Origin of the sequence: Haloechinothrix aidingensis (genome assembly GCF_013450155.1) — a bacterium.
GTDB classification, from domain to species: Bacteria; Actinomycetota; Actinomycetes; order Mycobacteriales; family Pseudonocardiaceae; genus Haloechinothrix; species Haloechinothrix aidingensis.
In genome coordinates this window covers 547,465-568,710 of record NZ_JACCKD010000003.1, presented here as the reverse complement: position 1 = coordinate 568,710, position 21,246 = coordinate 547,465, and the positions used below count along the sequence as shown (strand labels likewise).

The 21,246-nt window shown below is 70.4% G+C and carries 17 protein-coding genes and 4 tRNA genes; 11 read left to right on the top strand and 10 right to left on the bottom strand.

Translation table 11 applies throughout. The annotated features are described in order from the left end of the window. Positions 1–32: 32 nt before the first annotated feature. Together H0B56_RS11020 and H0B56_RS11015 are read right to left on the bottom strand one after the other, a co-directional pair. Positions 33–749, bottom strand: coding sequence for a response regulator (locus H0B56_RS11020; RefSeq protein WP_089301191.1), 717 nt, complete (start codon positions 747–749; stop codon positions 33–35). 487 nt (positions 750–1,236) lie between these two features. Then, complete coding sequence (locus H0B56_RS11015) at positions 1,237–1,800, bottom strand: DUF3000 family protein (RefSeq protein ID WP_180892865.1); 564 nt, start codon at positions 1,798–1,800, stop codon at positions 1,237–1,239. A gap of 115 nt (positions 1,801–1,915) precedes the next feature. Between H0B56_RS11015 and hemE the strand changes: the two genes are divergently transcribed. From hemE to hemQ, 3 genes are all read left to right on the top strand, one after another. Beyond that, positions 1,916–3,034: a uroporphyrinogen decarboxylase gene (gene hemE, locus H0B56_RS11010; RefSeq protein WP_246361028.1), complete on the top strand. Its 1,119-nt coding sequence runs from the start codon at positions 1,916–1,918 to the stop codon at positions 3,032–3,034. A gap of 86 nt (positions 3,035–3,120) precedes the next feature. Then, positions 3,121–4,563, top strand: a complete 1,443-nt coding sequence (hemG, locus tag H0B56_RS11005; RefSeq protein ID WP_180892864.1) for a protoporphyrinogen oxidase — start codon at positions 3,121–3,123, stop codon at positions 4,561–4,563. A gap of 33 nt (positions 4,564–4,596) precedes the next feature. Continuing rightward, complete coding sequence (gene hemQ, locus H0B56_RS11000; RefSeq protein ID WP_180892863.1) at positions 4,597–5,301, top strand: hydrogen peroxide-dependent heme synthase; 705 nt, start codon at positions 4,597–4,599, stop codon at positions 5,299–5,301. A 63-nt stretch (positions 5,302–5,364) separates the two neighbouring features. Here hemQ and msrB read toward each other — a convergent pair whose 3' ends face one another. The 4 genes from msrB to H0B56_RS10980 form a co-directional block, all read right to left on the bottom strand. Continuing rightward, positions 5,365–5,793, bottom strand: a complete 429-nt coding sequence (gene msrB, locus H0B56_RS10995) for a peptide-methionine (R)-S-oxide reductase MsrB (protein WP_180892862.1) — start codon at positions 5,791–5,793, stop codon at positions 5,365–5,367. Between the two features lie 9 nt (positions 5,794–5,802). Next, positions 5,803–6,099: a hypothetical protein gene (locus tag H0B56_RS10990; RefSeq protein ID WP_180892861.1), complete on the bottom strand. Its 297-nt coding sequence runs from the start codon at positions 6,097–6,099 to the stop codon at positions 5,803–5,805. A 71-nt stretch (positions 6,100–6,170) separates the two neighbouring features. Beyond that, a complete protein-coding gene (locus H0B56_RS10985; protein ID WP_343063847.1) occupies positions 6,171–7,802 on the bottom strand; it encodes a serine/threonine protein kinase in 1,632 nt (543 codons plus the stop codon). A 258-nt stretch (positions 7,803–8,060) separates the two neighbouring features. Next, entirely contained in the window at positions 8,061–9,590 is a 1,530-nt protein-coding gene (locus H0B56_RS10980; protein WP_343063846.1) for an alpha/beta hydrolase, read from the bottom strand. Between the two features lie 159 nt (positions 9,591–9,749). Between H0B56_RS10980 and H0B56_RS10975 the strand changes: the two genes are divergently transcribed. Beyond that, the gene (locus tag H0B56_RS10975) at positions 9,750–10,997 is read left to right on the top strand and encodes a CaiB/BaiF CoA transferase family protein (RefSeq protein WP_180892859.1); all 1,248 of its coding nucleotides are present in this window, start codon (positions 9,750–9,752) and stop codon (positions 10,995–10,997) included. Positions 10,998–11,061: 64 nt separating this feature from the next. Here the strand turns inward: H0B56_RS10975 and H0B56_RS10970 are convergent, their stop codons facing one another. Continuing rightward, a complete protein-coding gene (locus tag H0B56_RS10970; protein ID WP_180892858.1) occupies positions 11,062–11,820 on the bottom strand; it encodes a pyrimidine reductase family protein in 759 nt (252 codons plus the stop codon). 60 nt (positions 11,821–11,880) lie between these two features. Between H0B56_RS10970 and zapE the strand changes: the two genes are divergently transcribed. Further along, positions 11,881–12,990, top strand: coding sequence for a cell division protein ZapE (zapE, locus tag H0B56_RS10965; protein ID WP_180892857.1), 1,110 nt, complete (start codon positions 11,881–11,883; stop codon positions 12,988–12,990). Positions 12,991–13,000: 10 nt separating this feature from the next. Here zapE and rocD read toward each other — a convergent pair whose 3' ends face one another. Next, positions 13,001–14,230, bottom strand: a complete 1,230-nt coding sequence (rocD, locus tag H0B56_RS10960; protein WP_180892856.1) for an ornithine--oxo-acid transaminase — start codon at positions 14,228–14,230, stop codon at positions 13,001–13,003. Positions 14,231–14,476: 246 nt separating this feature from the next. Here rocD and H0B56_RS10955 point away from each other — a divergent pair, with 246 nt between their 5' ends. After that, on the top strand, positions 14,477–16,561 hold the full coding sequence (locus H0B56_RS10955; protein WP_180892855.1) for a prolyl oligopeptidase family serine peptidase: 2,085 nt from the start codon (positions 14,477–14,479) through the stop codon (positions 16,559–16,561). Positions 16,562–16,706: 145 nt separating this feature from the next. Here H0B56_RS10955 and H0B56_RS10950 read toward each other — a convergent pair. After that, a tRNA-Val gene (locus H0B56_RS10950) sits at positions 16,707–16,781 on the bottom strand. Between the two features lie 337 nt (positions 16,782–17,118). Between H0B56_RS10950 and H0B56_RS10945 the strand changes: the two genes are divergently transcribed. The 5 genes from H0B56_RS10945 (at position 17,119) to H0B56_RS10925 (ending at position 20,059) form a co-directional block, all read left to right on the top strand. Then, complete coding sequence (locus H0B56_RS10945; RefSeq protein ID WP_089301181.1) at positions 17,119–17,544, top strand: SsgA family sporulation/cell division regulator; 426 nt, start codon at positions 17,119–17,121, stop codon at positions 17,542–17,544. Positions 17,545–17,648: 104 nt separating this feature from the next. Beyond that, positions 17,649–17,721: transfer RNA gene (locus H0B56_RS10940), tRNA-Gly, on the top strand. Between the two features lie 65 nt (positions 17,722–17,786). Beyond that, a tRNA-Cys gene (locus H0B56_RS10935) sits at positions 17,787–17,858 on the top strand. Position 17,859: 1 nt separating this feature from the next. Then, a tRNA-Val gene (locus H0B56_RS10930) sits at positions 17,860–17,934 on the top strand. A gap of 676 nt (positions 17,935–18,610) precedes the next feature. Beyond that, the gene (locus H0B56_RS10925; RefSeq protein ID WP_219632675.1) at positions 18,611–20,059 is read left to right on the top strand and encodes a sugar transferase; all 1,449 of its coding nucleotides are present in this window, start codon (positions 18,611–18,613) and stop codon (positions 20,057–20,059) included. A gap of 14 nt (positions 20,060–20,073) precedes the next feature. Here the strand turns inward: H0B56_RS10925 and H0B56_RS10920 are convergent, their stop codons facing one another. Continuing rightward, positions 20,074–21,228, bottom strand: a complete 1,155-nt coding sequence (locus H0B56_RS10920) for a glycosyltransferase family 4 protein (protein ID WP_246361027.1) — start codon at positions 21,226–21,228, stop codon at positions 20,074–20,076. Positions 21,229–21,246 lie beyond the last annotated feature (18 nt).

Genomic DNA, 21,246 nt, shown 5'->3' with positions numbered 1-21,246 from the left:
CACGTCCACCGGTCAGAGCACCACTCGCGGGCTCAGCGGATGACGCCCGCGCGCATGGCCAACGCGACCATCTGCGCCCGGTCGCCGGTGCCGAGCTTCCTGCCGATGCGCGACAGGTGAGACTTCACCGTGAGCGCTGACAGGCTCAGCTCGTCGCCGATTTCCTTGTTGGACTTGCCGTCCGCGACGAGCTGGAGTACCTGCACCTCGCGGGAGGACAACTCCCTCGGGGTGTTGTCGGTACTCGGGACCCGCGTTCCGGTAGCCAGGACCGGAGCCACACCGGGATCGGCGTATACGCCACCCTCGAGAACCCGGCGTACCCCGTCCGTCACGGCGACCGGTGATGCCGACTTGAGCAAGTACGCCTGAGCACCCGCTTGGAATGCGGCGCGCACCGCGTACGGATCGTCCGAGGACGCGAGTACGACGATGCGTGGCCAGTTGTGATGGCGAAGCTCGGCGACGAGCTCGATACCACTGCCGTCCGGCAACCCGAGGTCGAGGATCGCGAGGTCGCACGGCCCGGTGGCCGACGCCCGCAGTCTCGCCTCGGCCACCGAAGCGGCCTCGTGGACGGTACCTGCTCCCATCTGTGCTAGTCGTGCGGAAATCGCCTCTCTCAGCAGCGGGTGGTCATCGACCACCAGTACCGAGAACAGCTCCTCCCGCGGATGCGGAACCATGCTTGCTGGCAACGCGCCAGCTGGCGTGGAACGGACGGCCTGAGTGAAGCCGACGGCAGCCACGTCACTACCTCCCTGGAGTCGGTCGTGCCCCCCGACCGGCACCGGCACCCTCGGTCGATAACCGCGCCAGCTGTCGACCGAAAGTGGTGTCGTAGAGAGCACTCTAACCGCCTGAGAGGGTCAGTGGGGCGATCGAAAGGGTAAGTATTCGGGTGAATTGATTACCTTATGGCATCAACGTAACACTATGGGGCGACAAGGGCGTCGGCAGTTAACGTATCTTTCGGCAGATGCGATTCCCCTATATTGGGGGTTTGCTTGAACGGACCGGAGTAGTGCTCGGCGGGTTACCGCCGCCGGCACGTAGTGTGGACGGCCCGGCGGCGCGCGGCGATCACCCACGCCCGTGACGCAGCGTGGTGGTCACCGGTCGCCGCGGTCCTCGACAGGGATCTCGACAGGGATACGGGGTGGCCGCGTACGGAACACCGGTGCGTCGCGGGACGTGCCTCCCGGCGCCGGGTGGTGTGCGGGGGTGCGGCGCGTCTCAGGAGCCCTGACGTTGGCCGAACAGCGTGACCCCGACCGGGGGCAGGCCCGCGACACTGGCCATCAGCTGGCAGAAGGCCTCACCGTGCGCGCGCAGCTCGGTGCTTGCCGGTGTCCACGATGCGCGCAGCTCGAGGTCGTCGGCCTGGGAGGGGCCGCCGATGTCGCCGAACCGCGTGGAGGACGTCTTCGTCACGGTGCCACCGAGCGCGAGGTAGTCGGCGCCGGTCGCCTCGAGGGCGTCGGTCAACCACGACCACCCCACCGCCGCGAGAGCCGGATCGCCTGCCAGGTCCTGGTCGAGCTCGGCGCGCACGTAGGTCACCAGGCGGAGCACCCCGTCCCAGGACTCGTGACCGTCGGGGTCGTGCAGCAGCACGACCCTGCCCGAGGCGAGCACGTCGGCCGGCCCGGTGACCTCGCAGCCCAAGGCGTACGACCACGGGGCGAGCCGTTGCGGCGGTCGCATCGGCTCGAGAACGACCTCGGCGCGTGACTGCACCGCGCACAGTGCGGCCACCGCTTCCTGGAACGCCTGCGGCGCGTGGCTCATCGCGGTCACATACCCGACTGTAGGACGCGTGTACCGGATGCGGGGACCAGCCACGCCGGGCGATGCCCATCCGGTTCAGGTCCGATGACGGCGGTGCGGGGCATCGTGGGATCATGCATTCCTGATGTCCTCCAGCACTGAACCGCTCGGCCCCTCCCGGCAGCCGACACTGGGCGCCGACATGCGCCGTGACCTCTCGGACGCCCCCTTCCTCCTGGCTGCGCGCGGCCGGCAGCCGTCGCGGCTGCCCGTGTGGTTCATGCGGCAGGCAGGCCGCTCGTTACCCGAGTACCGGCGGTTGCGCACCGGAGTCGACATGCTCAGCGCGTGTTTCGACGCCGATCTGCTCACCGAGATCACCCTGCAGCCGGTTCGCAGGCACGGGGTCGATGCCGCGATCCTGTTCAGCGACATCGTCGTGCCGCTGCGTGCAGCCGGTGTGGATGTGGAGATCTCCTCCGGTGTCGGTCCTGTCGTGCGGTCGCCGGTGCGCACCGCGAGTGACGTGGATCAGCTGCCCGAGCTGCATACCGAGCAGGTCGACGCGGTCGCGGGCGGGGTGCGTGCGTTGGTGGGCGAGCTCGGCGGCACACCGCTGATCGGGTTCGCGGGCGCGCCGTTCACGCTGGCCTCCTACCTTGTCGAGGGCGGCCCGAGCAAGAACCACGAGCGGACCAAGGCGCTGATGCACGCCGAGCCGGAGCTGTGGCACCGGTTGATGGACAGGCTCGCCACCATGGCTGTCACGTTCCTGCGCGCCCAGCTAGCCGCGGGGGCCGACGCCGTGCAGCTGTTCGACTCCTGGGCAGGGGCGCTGTCGGAGCGCGACTACCGCCGGTTCGTGCTGCCGCACTCGTCGAAGGTCTTCGCCGGTATCGCCGATGCCGGCGTACCGGGTATCCACTTCGGTGTCGGTACCGGCGAGCTGCTGCCTGCCATGCGCGAGGCCGGTGCCGACGTCGTGGGGGTCGACTGGCGGGTACCGCTCGACGAGGCGGCACGGCGGATGAGCGCGGGCGGCCGGGACGCCCCTGTCGTACAGGGCAACCTCGACCCCGCGCTGCTGCTCGCCTCCTGGCCGGTCGTCGAGGACGAGGTGCACAGGATCGTGGAGGAGGGGCGTGCCGCCGCCGGGCACGTGTTCAACCTGGGACACGGTGTCCTGCCCGATGCCGACCCGACGGTGTTGACCCGCATCGTCGAGCTCGTGCACGGGTTGCGGCCCGGACCCACCGGTCGGTGAACGGAAGGCCACCGTCGACGCGCCGACGGTGGCAGGATCTGAGTGCTGAGCGGTCGGTGGCAGACCGCTCGACGTAGGGGAGCGATATGAGGATCGCGGTGGTCGGCGGTGGGATCGCCGGGCTGACCGCGGCGTACCGGCTGCGCACCCTGCTCGGTGACAGCGTGCGGATCACCGTGCTCGAAGCCGGCCCGCACGCGGGCGGCAAGGTGTGCACCGCCGAGCTGTCCGGGCTACCGGTGGACACGGGCGCCGAGGCGTTCCTCGCGCGCAGGCCCGAGGCGCTGGATCTGGTGGACGAGCTCGGGCTGCGCGGGCGGCTGGTGCACCCGGCCGACGCGCGCCCGCGCATCCGGGCCGGTGCGAGAACCGTGCCGCTACCCGCGCCCACCGTTCTCGGCATCCCCGGATCGCCGGACGTGGTCGCGGAGGCGCTGTCGCCACACGGGCGCGCCGCGGTACGCGCCGAGAACGACCTTCCCGTGCTCGCGCTGCCCGCGGGGGACGTCTCGCTCGGCGCGCTGCTGCGCGAGCGGTTCGGTGACGAGCTCGTGGACCGCGTGGTGGATCCGCTGCTCGGTGGGGTGTACGCGGGCGGGGCCGACGGGCTCGGACTGCGCGCGGTGCTTCCCGAGCTGGCCAGGCAGCTCGATGCCGGGGCAGGGTCGCTGACCAGCGCAGCGGCGGCGCTGTTGCCGGCGGAGACAGCTCGCGACCCGGTGTTCGGCACGCTGCACGGCGGCCTGTCCGTACTGGTGCGTGAGCTGGCGGCGCGGTCGGCAGCCGAGATCAGATACGGCGAGCCCGCGAGCGGGCTACGGGCCGCCCCGGCATCGGGGTGGCGTGTCGGCCTCGGGACGACGGGCGCGGAGCTGGAGGTGGACGGTGTCGTGCTGGCCGTGCCCGCTCCGGTGGCGAGCGACCTGCTCGCCGAGGAGTCCGGGGAGGCGGCACGCGCCTTCGCCGAGGTGGAGCTGGCGTCGATGGCCGTGGTGCAATTCGCCTTCCCGCCGGGGACCGAGCTGCCCGATGCCTCCGGGGTGCTGATCGCCACGGGGGAGCGCCATACCGGCGGCGGTGACTTCACCGCCAAGGCGTTCACCTTCCTGTCCCGCAAGTGGCCACACTACGCCGAGCGTGCCGCCGAGCACGGCATGCTCGTACGCGGTTCGGTAGGGCGGTTCGCCGACCGCGGTTCGCTGCAGGCAGGCGACGCGGAGCTGATCCGGAGCGTGCGTGCCGACCTGGCGGAGGTCGCCGGCGTGGCAGCCGAACCGACGGCCTCGGCCGTGTATCGCTGGAACGACGCGCTCCCGCAGTACGGGGTGGGGCACACCGAGCGGGTGGGCCGTATCGACCGTGCCGTCGCCGGGCTACCCCGGCTCGCGGTCGCCGGAGCGGCCCTGCGCGGCGTGGGCATACCCGCCTGCATCGGCTCCGGGGACGCCGCCGCACGCGCGGTGGCCCGCGGGCTGACGGGCGAGCCACCGGCGATGCGGGACCCCGCTCGCGAACAGGGTCCCGGATGACCGGGAAGGTCGCCGTGCGGGCAGAATCGGGTTATGACGGGTGAGACGAACGCGGCGCGGATCCGCGAGCTCAACGACACGATCCGGTACACCATGTGGTCGGTGTTCCGGGCCGACCCCGACAGGCTTCCGGACGATCGTGACCAGGCGGGCGCGCGGACACAGGAGTACCTGGACGCGCTGGCCGGCAAGGACATCACCGTCCGGGGCGTGTACGACGTATCCGGTATGCGGGCGGATGCGGACTACATGATCTGGTGGCACGCCCCCGAGATCGAACGGCTGCAGGAGGCGTACACCGGGTTCCGGAGGACACCGCTCGGGCGTGCGTCGGTCCCGGTGTGGAGCCAGGCTGCCCTGCACCGGCCCGCGGAGTTCAACAAGAGCCACATCCCGGCGTTCCTCGCAGGGGAGGAACCGCGCAAGTACCTGTGCGTGTACCCGTTCGTGCGTTCCTACGAGTGGTACCTGCTCCCGGATGAGGAACGGCGCCAGATGCTGGCCGAGCACGGCCAGCAGGCGCGGGACTACCCGGATGTCCGGGCGAACACGGTGCCGGCCTTCGCGCTCGGCGACTACGAGTGGATGCTCGCCTTCGAGGCAGACGACCTGTACCGCATCGTCGACCTGATGCGGACGCTGCGGGCAAGCTCGGCGCGCAGGCACGTGCGCGAGGAAGTGCCGTTCTACACCGGGACGAGGGTCGCCGCAGCGGAACTGGTCGGCACCCTCCCGTGACCGAGCGGCCGGGGCGATGCTCGCCTGCCTGTCGAGGGGTGGTCGTCGCGGCCGGGGGCTGACTCACCCGTCGGCACGCGGGCGCAGGGTCAGCGCCACGGAGTTGATGCAGTACCGCTGGTCGGTGGGCGTGTCGTAGCCCTCACCGGTGAACACGTGGCCCAGGTGGCTGTGGCAGGTGGCGCACTGTACCTCGACACGCACCATGCCCAGGCTGCGATCCTCGCGCAGCAGCACGGCATCGGACCGGGCGGGGTCGAAGAAGGACGGCCAGCCGCAGTGGCTGTGGAACTTGGTGTCGCTGGTGAACAGCTCGGCACCGCAGGCACGGCACGAGTAGACGCCTTCGGTGGTGGTGTCGGTGTACTGCCCGGAGAAGGGCGGTTCGGTGCCTGCCTCACGGAGGATGTGGTACTCGGTAGCGGAGAGCTCTTCCCGCCACTGCCGCTCACTCTTGGCGACCCGGGGACTCGAGGGTGTTTCCTGCTCCATGCGTGCACCCTATCCCGTCAACCACGCGGCCAGTCCGCCGGCGAACTGCCAGGTGGCGGCCAGGATACCGAGCAGAATCAGGGTCACGACCAGCGCCACGACGTACCGGCGCGGCCCGCCGAGCTTGGTGCTCGACTCCGCGAAGTCCGCGACCCCCTGCAGGGAGCCCTCGATGGTGAAACCTGGTCCGCTGCGTTCCATCTTGTCGAGATGCTCGGCGAACGCGCGCGCCTCCTGGTCGTCCGGATCCAGACCGATCAGATCATCGGAGAACCGGGGGTGCTCGGCCGGGTGATCCTGGCTCATGGCGTCCACAGTAAGCCACGGGGCACGGTGCGCGCACTGCCGAGAGCGGCACGGAGCGTCTGCTGCCCCCGCTAGCGGGTGTCCGAGTCGATCTGCAGCTCACCGTCGATCTTGACGATACGCAGCTCCCGGCTCTCGGTGCGCTCCTCCCCGCCCTCGATGAAGGTGACATCGGCGGAGATGGTGACCGAGCCGTCCTCGTTCTGGTCCGCTCGCGCGTTCTGCGCGTAGACCTGGTCGTAGCCCTGCCAGTACTGCTCGAAGCCGCGCTTGCCATCGAAGGCACCCTGCCCTGCGGCGGTCAGCATGTCCCAGGAGGCGTCGATCTCGCTGGGTAACGTGTAGTAGTCCACGACGAGTTCGCCTGCGGCGCCCCAGTCGTCAACGGACTCCTCGGTGCCGGTCGGCTCCTCGGTGTCGCCGGTATCGTCCTGCGGCGCCGACCCGACCTCGGGGTCCTCGGCAGGGGAGCCGGTGGGGTCGCCCGGATCGTCGCCGGGATTGATGAGCAGGACGACCGCGAGTACCAGTAAGGCGAGGAACCCGGCCCCGCCGAGTAGCAGCGTACGGTTACGTGCGGCGCCCGGCGGCCGGGTGGACCCCGAGCGGCCCGGGGACCCCGCGTGCGGACCGCTCGGTGCCTGCCCTGCGGCGGGCTCTCCGTCGCTCGCCGACTCGAAGGTGGCCGTGCTCGCGGGGGAGGGTCGGGCCGACGTCGCGGCGAGCGTCGGCTGCTGTCGCGTGGCCGGGGGCTGTGGCGCCTGCCCTGCGGCGCTCGCAGGCGGTTCCGCCGTGCCGGAGCCGCCGGTCGGTGGCCTCGCAGGCAGCACAGGCGGGGGTGGCGCGGGGACACCGCCGCCCGAGGCGATCGCGGCGAGCCGTTCACTGGCCTGCTGCATCGTTGCTCGCTCCTCCGGAGCGACACGCAGCAGGGACATCAGCAGCGCCGTCGCCGGGCCGGACCGGGCCGGTGGGTTGACCTTCCCGCTGGCCGCGGTGTGTAGCAGGGCGAGCTGGTTGGCGCCGCTCCCGTAGGGAGACTGCCCCTCGAGCGCGTGGTAGAGGGTGGCGCCGAGCGCGAAGACGTCCGAGGCGGCGCTCGGGTCGCCGCCCCTGGCCAGCTCGGGAGCGAGGTACCCCGCGGTGCCTGCCACCAGGCCGGTCTGCGTGAGGGTGATGTCGCCGTGCGCGCGGGAGATGCCGAAGTCGGTCAGCTTGGCGACACCGGTGTCGTCGATGAGGATGTTGCCGGGCTTGACGTCACGGTGCACGATGCCCGCGCGATGCGCGGCGACCAGGGCGGCGGCGACCTGCTCGCCGATGCGGGCTGCCGTTGCGACTGGCACCGTGCCTTCCTCGGCAAGCACATCCGAGAGGCTTCGAGACGGCAGGTACTCCATGACCAGGCACGGGTCGCCCTCGTGCTCGGTGATGTCGTACACGGCGATCGCGTTCGGGTGCTGCAGCCGCGCTGCGATCTTCGCCTCGCGCATCGCCCGCTTGTGCAGCGCGTCCCGATCGGCCTCGGACAGGCCGTGCTGGCTGACAACCCTCTTGACGGCCACCGAACGTTCGAGGCGCACGTCGACCGCACGCCAGACGACACCCATCGCGCCGGAACCGACATGCTCGGCCAGGCGGTAGTGCCCTGCGATCAGCTGCCCGGTTTCGATGGTGCTCGCTCCTGGAGACGTTGCCTGCACGGCCGTGGTGCTGTGCGGCTGGGGTAGCGAACCGCCCGCACCAACCGTGCGACGGGGCGGACGCGAAAGAATCCGCCACAGTTACCGGATCGAGTGTACTTGCGCGGGGTCGCGCCGCTGGACGCGGTGGGCGTTGCTCGCGCCACGATTCCGACGTGCGGGAATGCCGCTCACCCGCACCCCGCTGCCGTGGTGCCCTCAGCCGGTATGCGCGCCGACCAGCCGGTTCAGCAGGTACGCGGGGTTGGCAGACACACCCTACGCAGGGCAGGGCGTGCCGTCCGCCGGCACGTCCCCGTCCGCGAGGAAGCCGTGCACGCGCTCGTTCACGCAGCCGGACCGGCCGATCGCACCGTGCCCTGCGCCCTGCCAGGACAGCGTGACCGAGGTCGGCATCTGCATCGCGCGTCGCTGGCTGCCTTCCTCGGGCGTCACCGGGTCGGCTGCCGTCGTGACGACCAGGATCGGCGGGACCTCATCGGTGATCCCCTCGGCCGGTTGCTCCTCCACGGTCGGCCACGGCGCGCACCAGGCGAGCCGCTGGGCGACGAGCCCGCCGAAGACCGGGAATCGCTCCCGCCACTCGGCGCTGGTCTCGTTGATGCGGTCGGGGCTGAGCCGGGTCGGGGTGTCGTTGCATCGGGTCCCCCATGCGGTGTCCACCGTCGGTGGCCCGTTGATGGTGGCGTGCAGCATCGGCTCGCTGAACGTGGCCAGGCCCGCCGCGTCGCCGTCGAGGGCGTCGCCGATGCCCTCGGCCAGTTCCGGCCACCGTTCCCGGTCGGCAAGTCCGGCCCGGATCGCCCGCAGCGCGAGCGCGGGACCCATCAGCTCGCCCTGCGGCGTTCGGAGCGGGTCCGCCCGCAGCTCCCCGGTGAGCTCGGTGACCGCCGCCTCGGCGTCGTCCAGTGGGCAGTCGTTGCGCGAACAGTCCGCGGCGAAGGCCTCGAACGCGTCCTGCGTCCCCTCGGCGATCCCTTCTAGCTTGGCGGCGTGGTCGTCGGCGGGGTCGGGGATCCCGTCGACGATGAACCGGCCAACGGTGTCCGGGTAGCGCTGCGCGTAGAGGTCGAGCACCTGGGATCCGTCGCCACGGCCGATCGCGTGCAGCCGGGACATCCCGAGCTGCTCCCGGATGTGTTCCAGGTCACCTGCGCTGCGCCAGGAGTCCAGGGCGCCCTGCTCGTTGCCGAGCTCGATGGTGCACTGCTGGCCGGCGCTACCGGCCGTGTCGATCAGCGGTTTGAGATCCTCGGCCGCCGGGTCGAACCCCAGCATCCGCTCCCTGGTATCCGGTTCGATGCATTCGTTGGGGTTGGACCTGCCGGTGTACCGGCGATCGACGCCGACGAGCGAGAACGTCTCGAGCATCTCCTCGGGCAGCTGACCGGCCAGCCGAGCCGCGTACACCCCACCGGGCAGGCCGCCGACGTCGTTGACGACGAGCAACGGAATATCCCCGTTGCCGATCCTGGTCAGGGACAGCCGGATCATGCCGCGGTCCGGGAGTCCCGGTGGGTCGAGCACGCTGCTGACCATCGCGCAGTCGACGCGCATCGATCCGGGCACGTCCTGCTCGTCGATGCGGTCGCGAGCATCTCCCTCGCAGTCCTGCCACGAGACGCCGGGATGTTCGGGCCGCTCGAGCGTGGGCAAGGGCACCTCGTCCTCGATCTCGTCCGAGTCCCCGGTCACCGGATCGTCCTGGGCGATGACCGCGGGCCGCTCGGACGGTCCGGGGACGCATCCAGCCAGTAGCGTCGCGGCGGCGACGGCGAGCGCCGGCACCCGACCGGCTCGGCCGCGAAGTCGAGCAGGTGGCACCCCACACCCTCTTCCTCACGCGCTGTCGTGTCTGTCGTCTGCCACTCTCGGCGTCGAGCATGGCAGAGCCGAGGTGAGTAGCCGGTAAGCACCGCCGCTCCAGGAGGCAGGAGGATGACGCGCATGGAGCGTGATCGCGAAGACGGTACGGATGCGGGGTCCCGGGGCTCGGCGAGAGACACAGGTGACCAGCGGCCGCTGGAGGGTGTACGTGTGGTGGCGCTCGAACAGGCTGTCGCGGCTCCGCTCGCCACCCGGCACCTCGCTGACCAGGGTGCCGTGGTGACCAAGGTGGAACGGGTCGACGGCGGCGACTTCGCGCGCCACTACGACACGGAGGTACTCGGCCTGGCGTCGCACTTCGTCTGGCTCAACCGCGGCAAGGAGTCCATCGCGCTCGACGTGAAGGCTCCGGCAGGTGGTGACGTACTCGGCGCGCTGCTCGAGCGTGCGGACGTGTTCGTGCACAACCTCGGGCCCGGATCCGCCGGGAGTCTCGGCGTGGACGCCGCGACGGCCGCGGCCGCCTACCCCGGACTGGTCGCCGTCGAGATCTCCGGCTACGGCCGGAGCGGGCCGTACCAGGACAGGCGGGCCTACGACTTCCTCGTGCAGGGGGAGGCCGGCGTGGTCTCGGTTACGGGGACGCACGGATCGCCGGCCAAGTCCGGCATCCCGATCGCCGATATCGCAGCCGGAATGTACGCTTACTCGGCCACACTGGCCGCGCTGTTTCGCAGGGAACGCACCGGCCAGGGGTCGTCGGTGCATGTGAGCATGCTGGAAGCGCTCGCGGAGTGGATGGGCCACCCGCTGTACATGGCGAGCTACGGGGGAGGTGCCCCGCCACGTACGGGTACGGCGCACCCGGCGATCGTGCCGTACGACGCCTATCCCACCGCCGACGGTGACCTGGTGCTCATCGGGGTACAGAACGACCGGGAATGGGACCGCCTCGTGCGGCAGGTGTTGGAGCGCCCCGAGCTGCTGGACGACCGGGAGCTGGCGACCAACATCGGCCGGGCACGCAACCGGGAGCGCGTCGACTACCTCGTGACGAAGGTGACCTCGGGACTTCCGACAGGCGAGCTGCTCGCACGCCTTGACGAGGCATCGATCGCCGCAGGCAGGCTCAACTCGGTGGCGGGACTCGCCGAGCATCCGCAACTGCGCGAGCTGGGGAAGTGGCAGGATGCCGGCTCGCCGGTCGGCCCATTGCGGATGCTGTCGGCGCCCGCCATGCCGGACGGTGTGCCACCGGAACACGGAGCGATCCCCGCGCTCGGCGAGCACACCGACACCGTGCTGGCACGGCTGGGATACACGTCGAACCAGATCGCACGGTGGCGTGCCGACGGCGTCGTGGCGTAGCGGTGACGAGCCGAAGGACTCCTCCGGTGCACCACAGGTACCCGGGGAGTCCTTCGGCTCGTACTCACGTGCCGTGGTCGGCTGCCGGACGCCGGTAGCGCAGCAGCAGGAAGCCGTCCTCGTGCAGCACCGAGGCCAGCTCGAACCGGTGGAGGTGCTCGGCAGGCGTGCCGGCCGCGATGCGATCGGCACCGGCGCCGGTGGCCAGCGGGGCAACGGTCAGGCACAGCTGGTCGATCAGGTCGGCGGCGAGCATGCCGGCGAACAGCCGCGGGCCGCCCTCGCAGTCGATGCGGTAGAACCCCCGATCGCGCAGGGCGTCGAGAGCCGTCACCAGGTCCACGCCGTGCTCCCCTGCGGTGATCACCTCGGCGCCGGCTCCGCGGAGCGCATCCGCCCGCTCGGGAGGAGCAGCCTGGCAGGTCAGCACGATGGGCGGCACGGAGGTCTCGACCATCACCCGTGACGTCGGCGGGATGGCGCAGCTGTTGCTGACCACCGCGATGGGCGGCACCTCGGCCAGCCCGAGCCGCGCGCGGCGTTCGAGACGCCGGGCGCTCGGTTTGACGCCGGCGTAGTTCTCGGCGAGCACGGTTCCGGCCCCCGCGAGTACCACATCGGCCAGGTCCCTGCCGAGCCCGAACACGCGCCGGTCCACGGGGTGGGACAGCCCGGAGGAGCCACCCTCGACGCTGGCAGCGCCGTCGACCGAGGCGATGAAGTTCGCCTGCACCCACGGCCGTTCGAGTGGTTCCGGGTAGGCGTAGAGCGCCTCGAGGTCGGCGTCGCCGACCGTGCGCGTCGCCGCTTCGTGCGGTGTCATCGGCCACAGCTGGTCCACGCGTTCATCTCATCACAGCGGCAGGCCAGCTACGCTCCCGCCATGTCCCTTGGTCCCGACGCAGGCCCTGACACCGCTGACGAGACAGCTGGTGACACGTCCGCGGGCAGGCTGGCCGACCGGTGGCCCACGGTCGGTGCCGACGAGCTGGTCGGCGCGCTCGTCCCGCCGCCGCGGTTCGACACCGTCCGGTTCGGGACGTACATCCCCAACCCCGACGAACCCAGCCAGCAGCGGGCGGTGACCGAAGGCGCCGCGTTCGCCGCGCGCGTGGCCGCGCGGGCGGGGTCCGGCGCGCGCCGGGGGTGGCGCGCACTGCTTCCCGGCAGGCTCGGCACGCGGAACGCGAAGGCGAGCCGGGACGGGACTCGCGGCCTGTACTTCGACGGCGGGTTCGGGGTCGGCAAGACGCACCTGCTCGCCTCGTTGTGGCACGACGTGCCGGGGCCGAAGGCGTACTGCACGTTCGTCGAGCTGACCCACCTCGTGGGGCTGCTCGGGTTCAGCGCGGCGGTGGCCAGGCTCGCCGATCACCAGTTGCTCGCCATCGACGAGTTCGAGCTCGACGACCCCGGCGACACGATGTTGGTCACGCGCCTGCTGCGGGAGTTGATGGCGGCAGGGGTGCATGTGGCAGCGACCTCGAACACGCTGCCGGACAAGCTCGGCGAGGGCCGGTTCGCCGCGGAGGACTTCCTGCGTGAGATCCAGGCCCTGTCGGCACGGTTCGAGGTCGTCCGCGTGGACGGCCCGGACTACCGGCATCGCGACGCGGTGGACGCGCCCGACCCGGTCAGCGAGGGCGAGCTGGCGGCCTCGGCCGCCGCGCTGGACGGGGCGACGATGGACGACTTCGGCACGCTGTGCGAGCACCTGGCGCGATTGCATCCCTCGCGGTACGGGCGCCTGCTCGACGGGGTGGCTGCGGTTCACCTGAGCGGGGTGACCGCGGTGACCGACCAGAGTGTGGCGTTGCGGCTGGTCTCGTTCGTGGACCGGCTGTACGACAGGGCGATCCCGGTCGTCGCGTCGGGGGAGCCGCTGTCTGTGTTGTTCTCCGAGGAGATGGTGCGTGGTGGCTACCGCAAGAAGTACCTCCGCGCGCTGAGCAGGCTGACGGCACTGGCGCGGGAGTCCGACGGGAGCGCCTGACCGGCTCCCGCTACCCGGTGAGCACCTCGGCGATGGCGTCGATGCCGCTTTCCAGCTCCGCCTTGTCGATGACCAGCGGTGGAGCGATCCGCAAAGTCGAACCGTGCGTTTCCTTGCACAGCACACCCTTGGCGGCGAGCATCTCGGACGCCTGGCGACCGGTCGGCCCGCCCGGTGCGATGTCCACGCCCGCCCACAGGCCGACCCCGCGCACCGCGTCGACGCCGTGCCCGACGAGCTCGCCCAGCCTGCCGTGCAGGTGCGCGCCGAGCTCGGTGGCGCGGCGCTGGTACTCGCCGGACCCGAGCAGGCGGACGACGGCCCGGCCGACGGCGCATGCCAGGGGGTTGCCACCGAACGTGGAGCCGTGCTGGCCGGGGCGCAGCAGGCCGAGCACCGCCGCGTTCCCCACCACGGCCGAGACCGGCAGGATGCCCCCGCCGAGTGCCTTACCCAGCGTGTAGAGGTCCGCGCGTACCCCGGCGTGGTCGAGTGCGAGCACGGTGCCGGTGCGCGCGAGACCGGACTGGATCTCGTCGGCGATCAGGAGCACACCGCGCTCGTCGCAGAGCCTCCTGACCTCGGCCAGGAAACCGGGCGGCGGGGTGACGACACCGGCCTCGCCCTGAACGGGTTCGAGTAGTACGGCCGCGGTCCGCTCGGTGATCGCGTCGGCGACGGCGGACGCGTCCCCGTAGGGGACCGTGACGAAGCCGGGTGTGTAGGGACCGTAATCCGTACGCGCATCCGTGTCCTCGGAGAACGAGACGATGGTCGTTGTCCGGCCGTGGAAGTTGGACCCCATCGTCACGATCTCCGCCGTACCGTCCGGCACCCCCTTGATGCGGTAGGCCCACTTCCTGGCCACCTTCACCGCTGACTCGACGGCCTCGGCACCGGAGTTCATCGGCAGCACCATCTCGGTCCCGGTCAGCTCGGCGAGCTCGCGGCAGAAGGCTCCGAACTGGTCGTGGTGGAAGGCGCGGGAGGTCAGCGTGAGCCTCTCGAGCTGCGCCGAGGCGGCCGCCACGAGGTCGGGGTGGCGGTGACCGAAGTTGAGTGCCGAGTAGCCGGCGAGGAAGTCGAGGTAATCGTTGCCGTCCACGTCGGTCACCCAACAACCCCGCCCTTCGGCGAGCACGACCGGCAGCGGGTGGTAGTTGTGCGTCGACCAGCGCTCGTCCAGCTCGATGTACTCGGTCGCGGCGTGCGTGCGCAAGGAGTTCGCGGTCAGCGTCATATCAACAGCATAGGCGCCCCGATGCGCGCGAATCAGCACGACAACGTTGCACGATGCGACGATTCATTGTGTGTATAGCCTGCCTTCAAGGCGATTCGTTGTCCGCTGGGGTGTAGCCGGGGCGATGGCCGCCGTACCCGGCACCGTCCCCGCACCGGTGCGCGGGCACGAGCGGTCGCCGGAAGATAGTGTTCGGCCAGCCGTGAACAGTCGTGCATGCCCACATGCAGATGAGGAGCTCGTTCGGTGACCGGATCTGGCACGTTCCTGCGCAGGCTCGCCCGCACACAACGCTTCACGCTGGGAGCGCCCCGGGACTTCCGGGTCGCCTCGGACGGCTCACGCGTGCTGTTCCTGCGCAGCGCGGACGGCTACGACAGGCAGCACGACCTGTGGTCGGTCGACCTGACGTCCGGGCGCGAGGTGAAGATCGTCGACGCCGACCGCCTGCTTTCCGGGGACGAGAACCTCTCGGACGAGGAGCGGGCACGCCGGGAGCGCAGCAGGGAAACCGGCGGCGGGGTGGTGCGGTACTCGGTGGACTCGGCGTGCGAGACCGCCGCGTTCACCCTCTCCGGCCGGTTGTTCACCGTCGACGTCGCGTCCGGAGCGATCTCCGAGTACGCCACCGCCCAGGGGGCCGTGGCCGATCCGCGATTGAACCCCCAGGGCACGCAGCTGGCCTATGCCTGCGGGGGAGCGCTGCGGGTGATCGCCCTGGACAGCGGCACGGACGTGGAGCTGGTCTCGTCCACCGACCCGAATGTCAGCTGGGGGGTCGCGGAGTTCATCGCCGCGGAGGAGATGGGCAGGGCCGCCGGGTACTGGTGGTCGCCGGACGGGCACTTCCTCCTTGCGCAGCGCAGCGACGACTCGGCCGTGCCGCGCTGGACGATCGCCGACCCGGCACAGCCGGAGCGGGACGCGCGAGCGGTGCCCTACCCGGCCGCGGGTTCGCGCAATGTCGCGGTCTCGGTGGCTCTGGTCGGCCTGGACGGGACGGTCATCCCGGTCCGGGCGGGGGACTGGGAGTACCTGGTCGCGGCGCACTGGTCGGAAGGGGGCCCGCCACTCATCTCCGTGCAGTCCCGTGACCAGCGCAGGGTGGACGTCCATGCCGTCGACACGCGGGACGGCAGCACGACAGTGCTGCACAGCGAGACCGACCCGAACTGGGTGGAGCTCGCTTCCGGCGTGCCGGCGTGGACCGTGGACGGGCGTCTGGTGTGGATCGCGGTCAGCGACGGCGCGCACCGGTTGGTGATCGACGGCAAGCCTGTCACCGAGCCGCACGTGCAGGTGCGTTCGGTTCTGCACGTCGGCACGGAGGTCCTGTTCTGCGCGTCCGAGGACGACCCGACCCAGATCCACGTCTACCGCACCGAGGGCGACAGCGTGCTTCGTGTGTCGACCTCCGCAGGTGTGCACATCGGGGCGGGTACCGCCGAGACGACGGTGCTGTCCAGCTGGGGCCTCGATCACAGTGGACCTCGGGTGGCCGTGCTGCGCCCGGGGCGAGCGGAGGTGCCGGTCGGCTCGTACCCGGAGGAGCCCGGGGTGGAACCGAACCTCGCCGTGCACGTGGTGGGGGACAGGGAGCTTCGTACCGCGTTGTTGCTGCCGACGGGGTACCGGGAGCAGGACGGGCCGTTGCCGGTTCTGCTCGATCCGTACGGCGGGCCGCACGCCCAACGTGTGCTGTGCAGCCGTAACGCGTTCCTGTCCGCGCAGTGGTTCGCCGATCAGGGCTTCGCGGTGGTGATCGCCGACGGGCGGGGGACCCCGGGGCGAGGGCCGGACTGGGAGAAGGAAGTGGCCGGTGATCTCGCAGGCGTGACCCTGGCCGACCAGGTCGACGCGCTGCACGCGCTCGCGGCGGAGCGCCCCGAGCTGGACACCGGCCGGGTCGCGATCAGGGGATGGTCCTACGGCGGCTATCTCGCCGCGTTGGCGGTACTACGCCGACCCGAGGTGTTTCATGCCGCGGTCGCCGGAGCGCCGGTGGTGGACTGGTCGCTGTACGACACCCACTACACCGAGCGGTATCTCGGCCACCCCGAGTCCGAAGCCGAGGTGTACCGGCGGAACTCGCTACTCGACGACGCGAAACGGTTGAGCAGGCCCTTGCTGATCGTGCACGGCCTGGCCGACGACAACGTCTTCGTGGCACACGCCTTGCGGCTGTCCTCGGCACTGCTGGCGGCGGGCAGGCAGCACACCTTCCTCCCGCTCGTCGGGGCCACGCACATGACGCCGCAGGACGAGGATGTCGCCGAGAACCTGCTCCGCATGCAAGTGGACTGGTTGCGCAGGGAGCTCGGCGTCACGTGAGCGGGCAGCGCCCGCAGCACTCTCGGGGACGCCGTAGTCCTGCCTGGAGAGGCAGGAACGGTAACCGGACGGGTGCTCCCGAGCCCAACACAGTGGGCCGGGACGCCCAACGCAGTGGGCCGGAAGGCCCGGCACGCCGGCGTGATGGTGCGCGATGCTGGGTTCGAACCAGCGACCTCTTCGGTGTGAACGAAGCGCTCTCCCGCTGAGCTAATCGCGCCGGATGCAGGAAGAACTCTACAACAGCCGTCGCCGAGCCTCTCAGACGGGTCGGACGGGGTGCTCACGAACCGCGAGTGGCCGGACACGGAGTGAACAAACTCCTCGTCATAGGGTTACGGTAGCCCGGACGTGATCGAACTCGCTTAAGACATTCGCGGGACATTGCTGTCGCATGGCGGTTTCAAAGAGCAGTATGTACCCAGTAACATCAGGCGCGCTGAAACTCGATCGGGTGATCTGGGTGACAATCGCGAGCGAACAGGCGGCCGTGGCCGTCCCATGGGTGAAGCTCGGCCGGCGGAACGGTGCCGGGGAGGGAGAAGAAGGGTAGAACGATGCGCAACGACCACGTAACGCTTCGCTCGGCCGCGGTGTTCGATCTGTTGGCACCGCAAACACCGGCGGTTCCCGTCAAAGTCGAGTTGCGGTATGACACCCGCGACCCCTACGCGGTGGTCGCGGCGTTCCGCACCGGCCGCGCGGGCTGGGTGGAATGGGTGTTCGCACGCGACCTCGTCGCGGACGGGTTACTCGCCGAGGCGGGTAACGGAGATGTGCGGATCCGGCCGTCCCTCGAAGAGCCCGAGTCGGTGCTGGTGGAGCTGAACTCGCCGTCGGGTCACGCGGTGTTCGAGGCCTCGGCGCAGGAGCTCGCCGACTTCCTCGACCGGACCTACGACGTGGTGCTTCCGGGCAACGAGCACCTGTGGGTGGATGTCGACGAGGCGTTGACCCACCTCATGCCCAACGATCGGGCCTGATCACGCCGGATGTATCCCCCCGGTTGTCGAAGCCGATCAAGGGTCTTATAGAGTACTTCCTGCGTCACCGCGCAGGGCCGGGTTCGGTCCGGGGTCGGCGAGATGCGGACGTAGCGCAGCTGGTAGCGCATCACCTTGCCAAGGTGAGGGTCGCGGGTTCGAATCCCGTCGTCCGCTCGGATGGGGTCCTCCACTCGGGGACTCCCTTCCTGCGATAGCCTCACAGGAGGCCGGGATTACCCGGCGGAGTGGCCGAGTGGCTCAGGCAAGGGCCTGCAAAGCCCTGTACGCGGGTTCGATTCCCGCCTCCGCCTCGCGCGATTAGCTCAGCGGGAGAGCGCTACCTTGACACGGTAGAGGTCGCTGGTTCAAACCCAGCATCGCGCACCATCCGTCCAGCCCCCTGGCCAGTAATGGCAGGGGGCTGACTGCTGTCACGGGGCGGCTCGACCGGGCGGCCCCGAGCAGCCTGGCTCGTCCCTGCCGTGCCTACCCGCCTGCTCGCGAAGGACGAGGGCGGACGTACCGCAGATCCCGGCAGACACGCATCCTTTGTAGACAGCTACGGGGGCACCCGGAACGCGGGCCCTGCCCGGTACCGCCGGGATTCGGGGTCCGGGCCGCAGCGTGCCGGGTGCCCAGCGTGACCGTCCACTGCGGAGACCGGTGCCCCCGCTACGAGCGCGGGCCATCCCGCAGGCACCCGCGGCACGCGACCCGCACCGCTCCATCGCCCCCACGGGGCACACGGACGGTAGCGAACGCGCGATGCACTCCACTCACGTCACGCCATCCGCTGGACCGCGAGAGTGACGAATCAGAAGAAGCGGTTGATAGCAGGCAAAGTCTACGCTAAGAATGACCCGGTAGAGGGATATAAGGTCCCCTTCAGGGGGATATTCCGGGTGTAGGTGACACGTTCAGTGAACGTTCCGTCCGTGCGAGGTAGCTGTGCGCTACGGGTCGGGTCGGTTCACCGCGCTGAGCGCCGGTATCTGAGGGAGAGCGTGTGCGGGACCAGCAGGGGGTAGCGACTACCGGTTCGACGCCCGATACCGCCCATGACCTGGCACCCGTCGACCTGGCTCATGGCAGCAGGCGCGGCAAGGGGCCCGGGCTGGACTGGGAGCGACGGTATCGCGCCAGGGTGATCGCCGGTGACGTGCTGCTGGTCCTCGCTCTCGGCGCGGTGTGCGCTCTCGGCGCGGCACTCGGGGCGTGGCAGGTGACGCGCCCGGAGATGGCCGTCGTGACGGTGCTGGCGATGTTGACGGCGCTACCGGCGCGCCGTGCGTGGGCCGAGTCCGTGCTCGACGAAGGGGTCGAGGAGTACCGGGCAGTCCTCGTGGGTACCTGCACCGCCGCTGTGGTGATCGCGCTCATCGGAATGTTCCTTCCCGATACGGACGCCCGGCCGTGGGTCTTCGTGGCCGTTCCCGCGATGGGTGTGCTGCTGCTGGTCTCCCGCTACGTGCTGCGGCAACTGCTGCACCGGGCACGGCGCTCGGGCGCGTGCCTGCTGCCGGTGCTGGCCGCGGGTGACGTGGCGAGCGTGCGCGACCTGATCACACGGACTCGCGAGCACCCGCACGTCGGATGGCGGGTGGAGGCCGCGTGCGTCGTCGCACACGGCCGGGAGAACGACGTCGGGGAGATCGACGGCGTCCCCGTCATCGGTGGCTACGACACGCTGACCGACCACGTACGCAACGGCGGCTACCGGGTCGTGGCCGTGGCCCCGGCAACGTTCTGGACCTCCGAGCGGTTGCAGCATCTCGCGTGGAACCTGGAAGGCACACCGGCCGAGCTGGCGGTGGCACCGACCTTGATGGACGTCGGCGGCACGCGGCTCAACGTCACCGGAATCCTCGGACTCCCGATGCTGCGTGTCACGCAGCCCGCTTTCACCGGTGCGGGACGGCTGGTCAAGGAGATAGCCGACCGGGTAGGCGCCGCCGCGTTGCTGATGCTGGCCGCGCCACTCATGCTCGCGATAGCCGTCGCCATCAAGCTCGATGACGCCGGGCCCGTCTTCTACCGTCAACGCAGGGTGAAGCGGGACGGTGCGATGTTCACGATCTGGAAGTTCCGCACCATGCGAACCGGCGCCGATGCCGAGCGGGCCGCCCTGGCCGCGCGCGAGAACGACGCGGACGGCCCGCTGTTCAAGCTCCGGGGTGATCCCCGGATCACCCGTGCCGGCGCCGTGCTGCGGCGCTTCTCCCTCGACGAGCTCCCCCAGCTGGTCAACGTCCTCGGCGGGAGCATGTCGCTTGTGGGGCCGCGACCGGCGTTGCCGGAGGAGACCCAGGCCTACGGACCGGTGGTTGGGCGGCGGCTTCTCGTCAAACCCGGGATGACGGGCCTGTGGCAGGTCAGCGGCCGCAGTGACCTGTCCTGGCAGGAGGCCGTGCGGCTGGACCTGCGCTACGTGGACGACTGGTCGCCCGCGCTGGACCTGATGATCCTGTGGAAGACGGCGCGGGCCGTGTTGTTCGGCAAGGGCGCCTACTAGCCGCGCGGGCGATGTCACCGTTCACGGTCGCGCTCGATCAGGTCCGCGGCGATTCCGGCGAGCCCGGCGCGGTAGGTGGCCGGTGCGAAGCGTTCCAGCGCTGCCGATCGCGCCCGTTCGGCGATGCGGCGGGTGTGCGGCCAGTCGTCGAGCATCGCCGCTATCGCGTCCGCGAGCGCACGGGGATCGTCGCGCGGTACGACCGAACCGTACGTGCCGTGCGCGACCGTCTCCGGCAGGCCCTGGGTGTCGGTGACCACGACGGGGACGCCTGCCAGCTGCGCCTCGACGGCGGTGTTGCCGAACGGTTCCACCCGGGAGGGAACCAGGGCGATGTCCGCCCGTGCGTAGGCCCGCCAGACTTCCTCGGTGAAGCCGCGTAACGAGACCCTGCCGGTCAACTCGAGCTCGTCGACCCGGGAGCGAATCCGCCGCTCGAACCACTCGTAGCCGGTGAAGGCCGATCCGACCAGGTCGAGGGTGACGTCGTGGCCGTCCCGTAGCAGCTCGGCCACGGCTTCCACGGCGATGTCGGTGCCCTTGCGCGGCGACAACCGCCCGACGAGTACCAGGCCAACCGGACTCGGGTCGTACGTGCGCAGCTGTACAGCGTGCTCGGGTCCGGCGACACCGTTGTAGAGCAGCCTGCTCGTACGCGCCAGCCTGGGAAGTGCAGCGGTGATCGACCGTCGCGTCGCGTCACTGTTGACCACGACGGTGTGGGCGGCCAGCAGCGGCGCAGCCAGCGCGACGCGGACCGGCGCGGCGACCTCGTCCTCGGCCTCGTGCACGTGGGCGAGGACGGGCTTACGGCACAACCGGGCCATGACGATCCACTGTGGAACAGTAAGTGTGTTGACGTATACCACGTCCGGCCTGCTGTCCTTGAGCAGTCCCAGCATTCGCGGGGTGGCGCGTACCGAGTCCACGATGAGCCGAAGCAGGCCTGCCGGTCGCAGTGCGGTCTTGCGCAGGACTGCGGTGGGGCAGTGCACCACGTGCGCGTGCTCGCGCAGCAGCTCGGCGAGGGGTCCGTCGTGCGGCAGCGCGGCGACCACTCGCCAGCCTCGCTCGGCAAGGGCCGCGACCGACTCGGCGAACATGCGATCGGACCCGTACAGCTCCGCCGAGGGGTGCACCATGAGGGCGACCCTGCCAGTGCTGCTCAACGAACCTCCCCAGTGTGT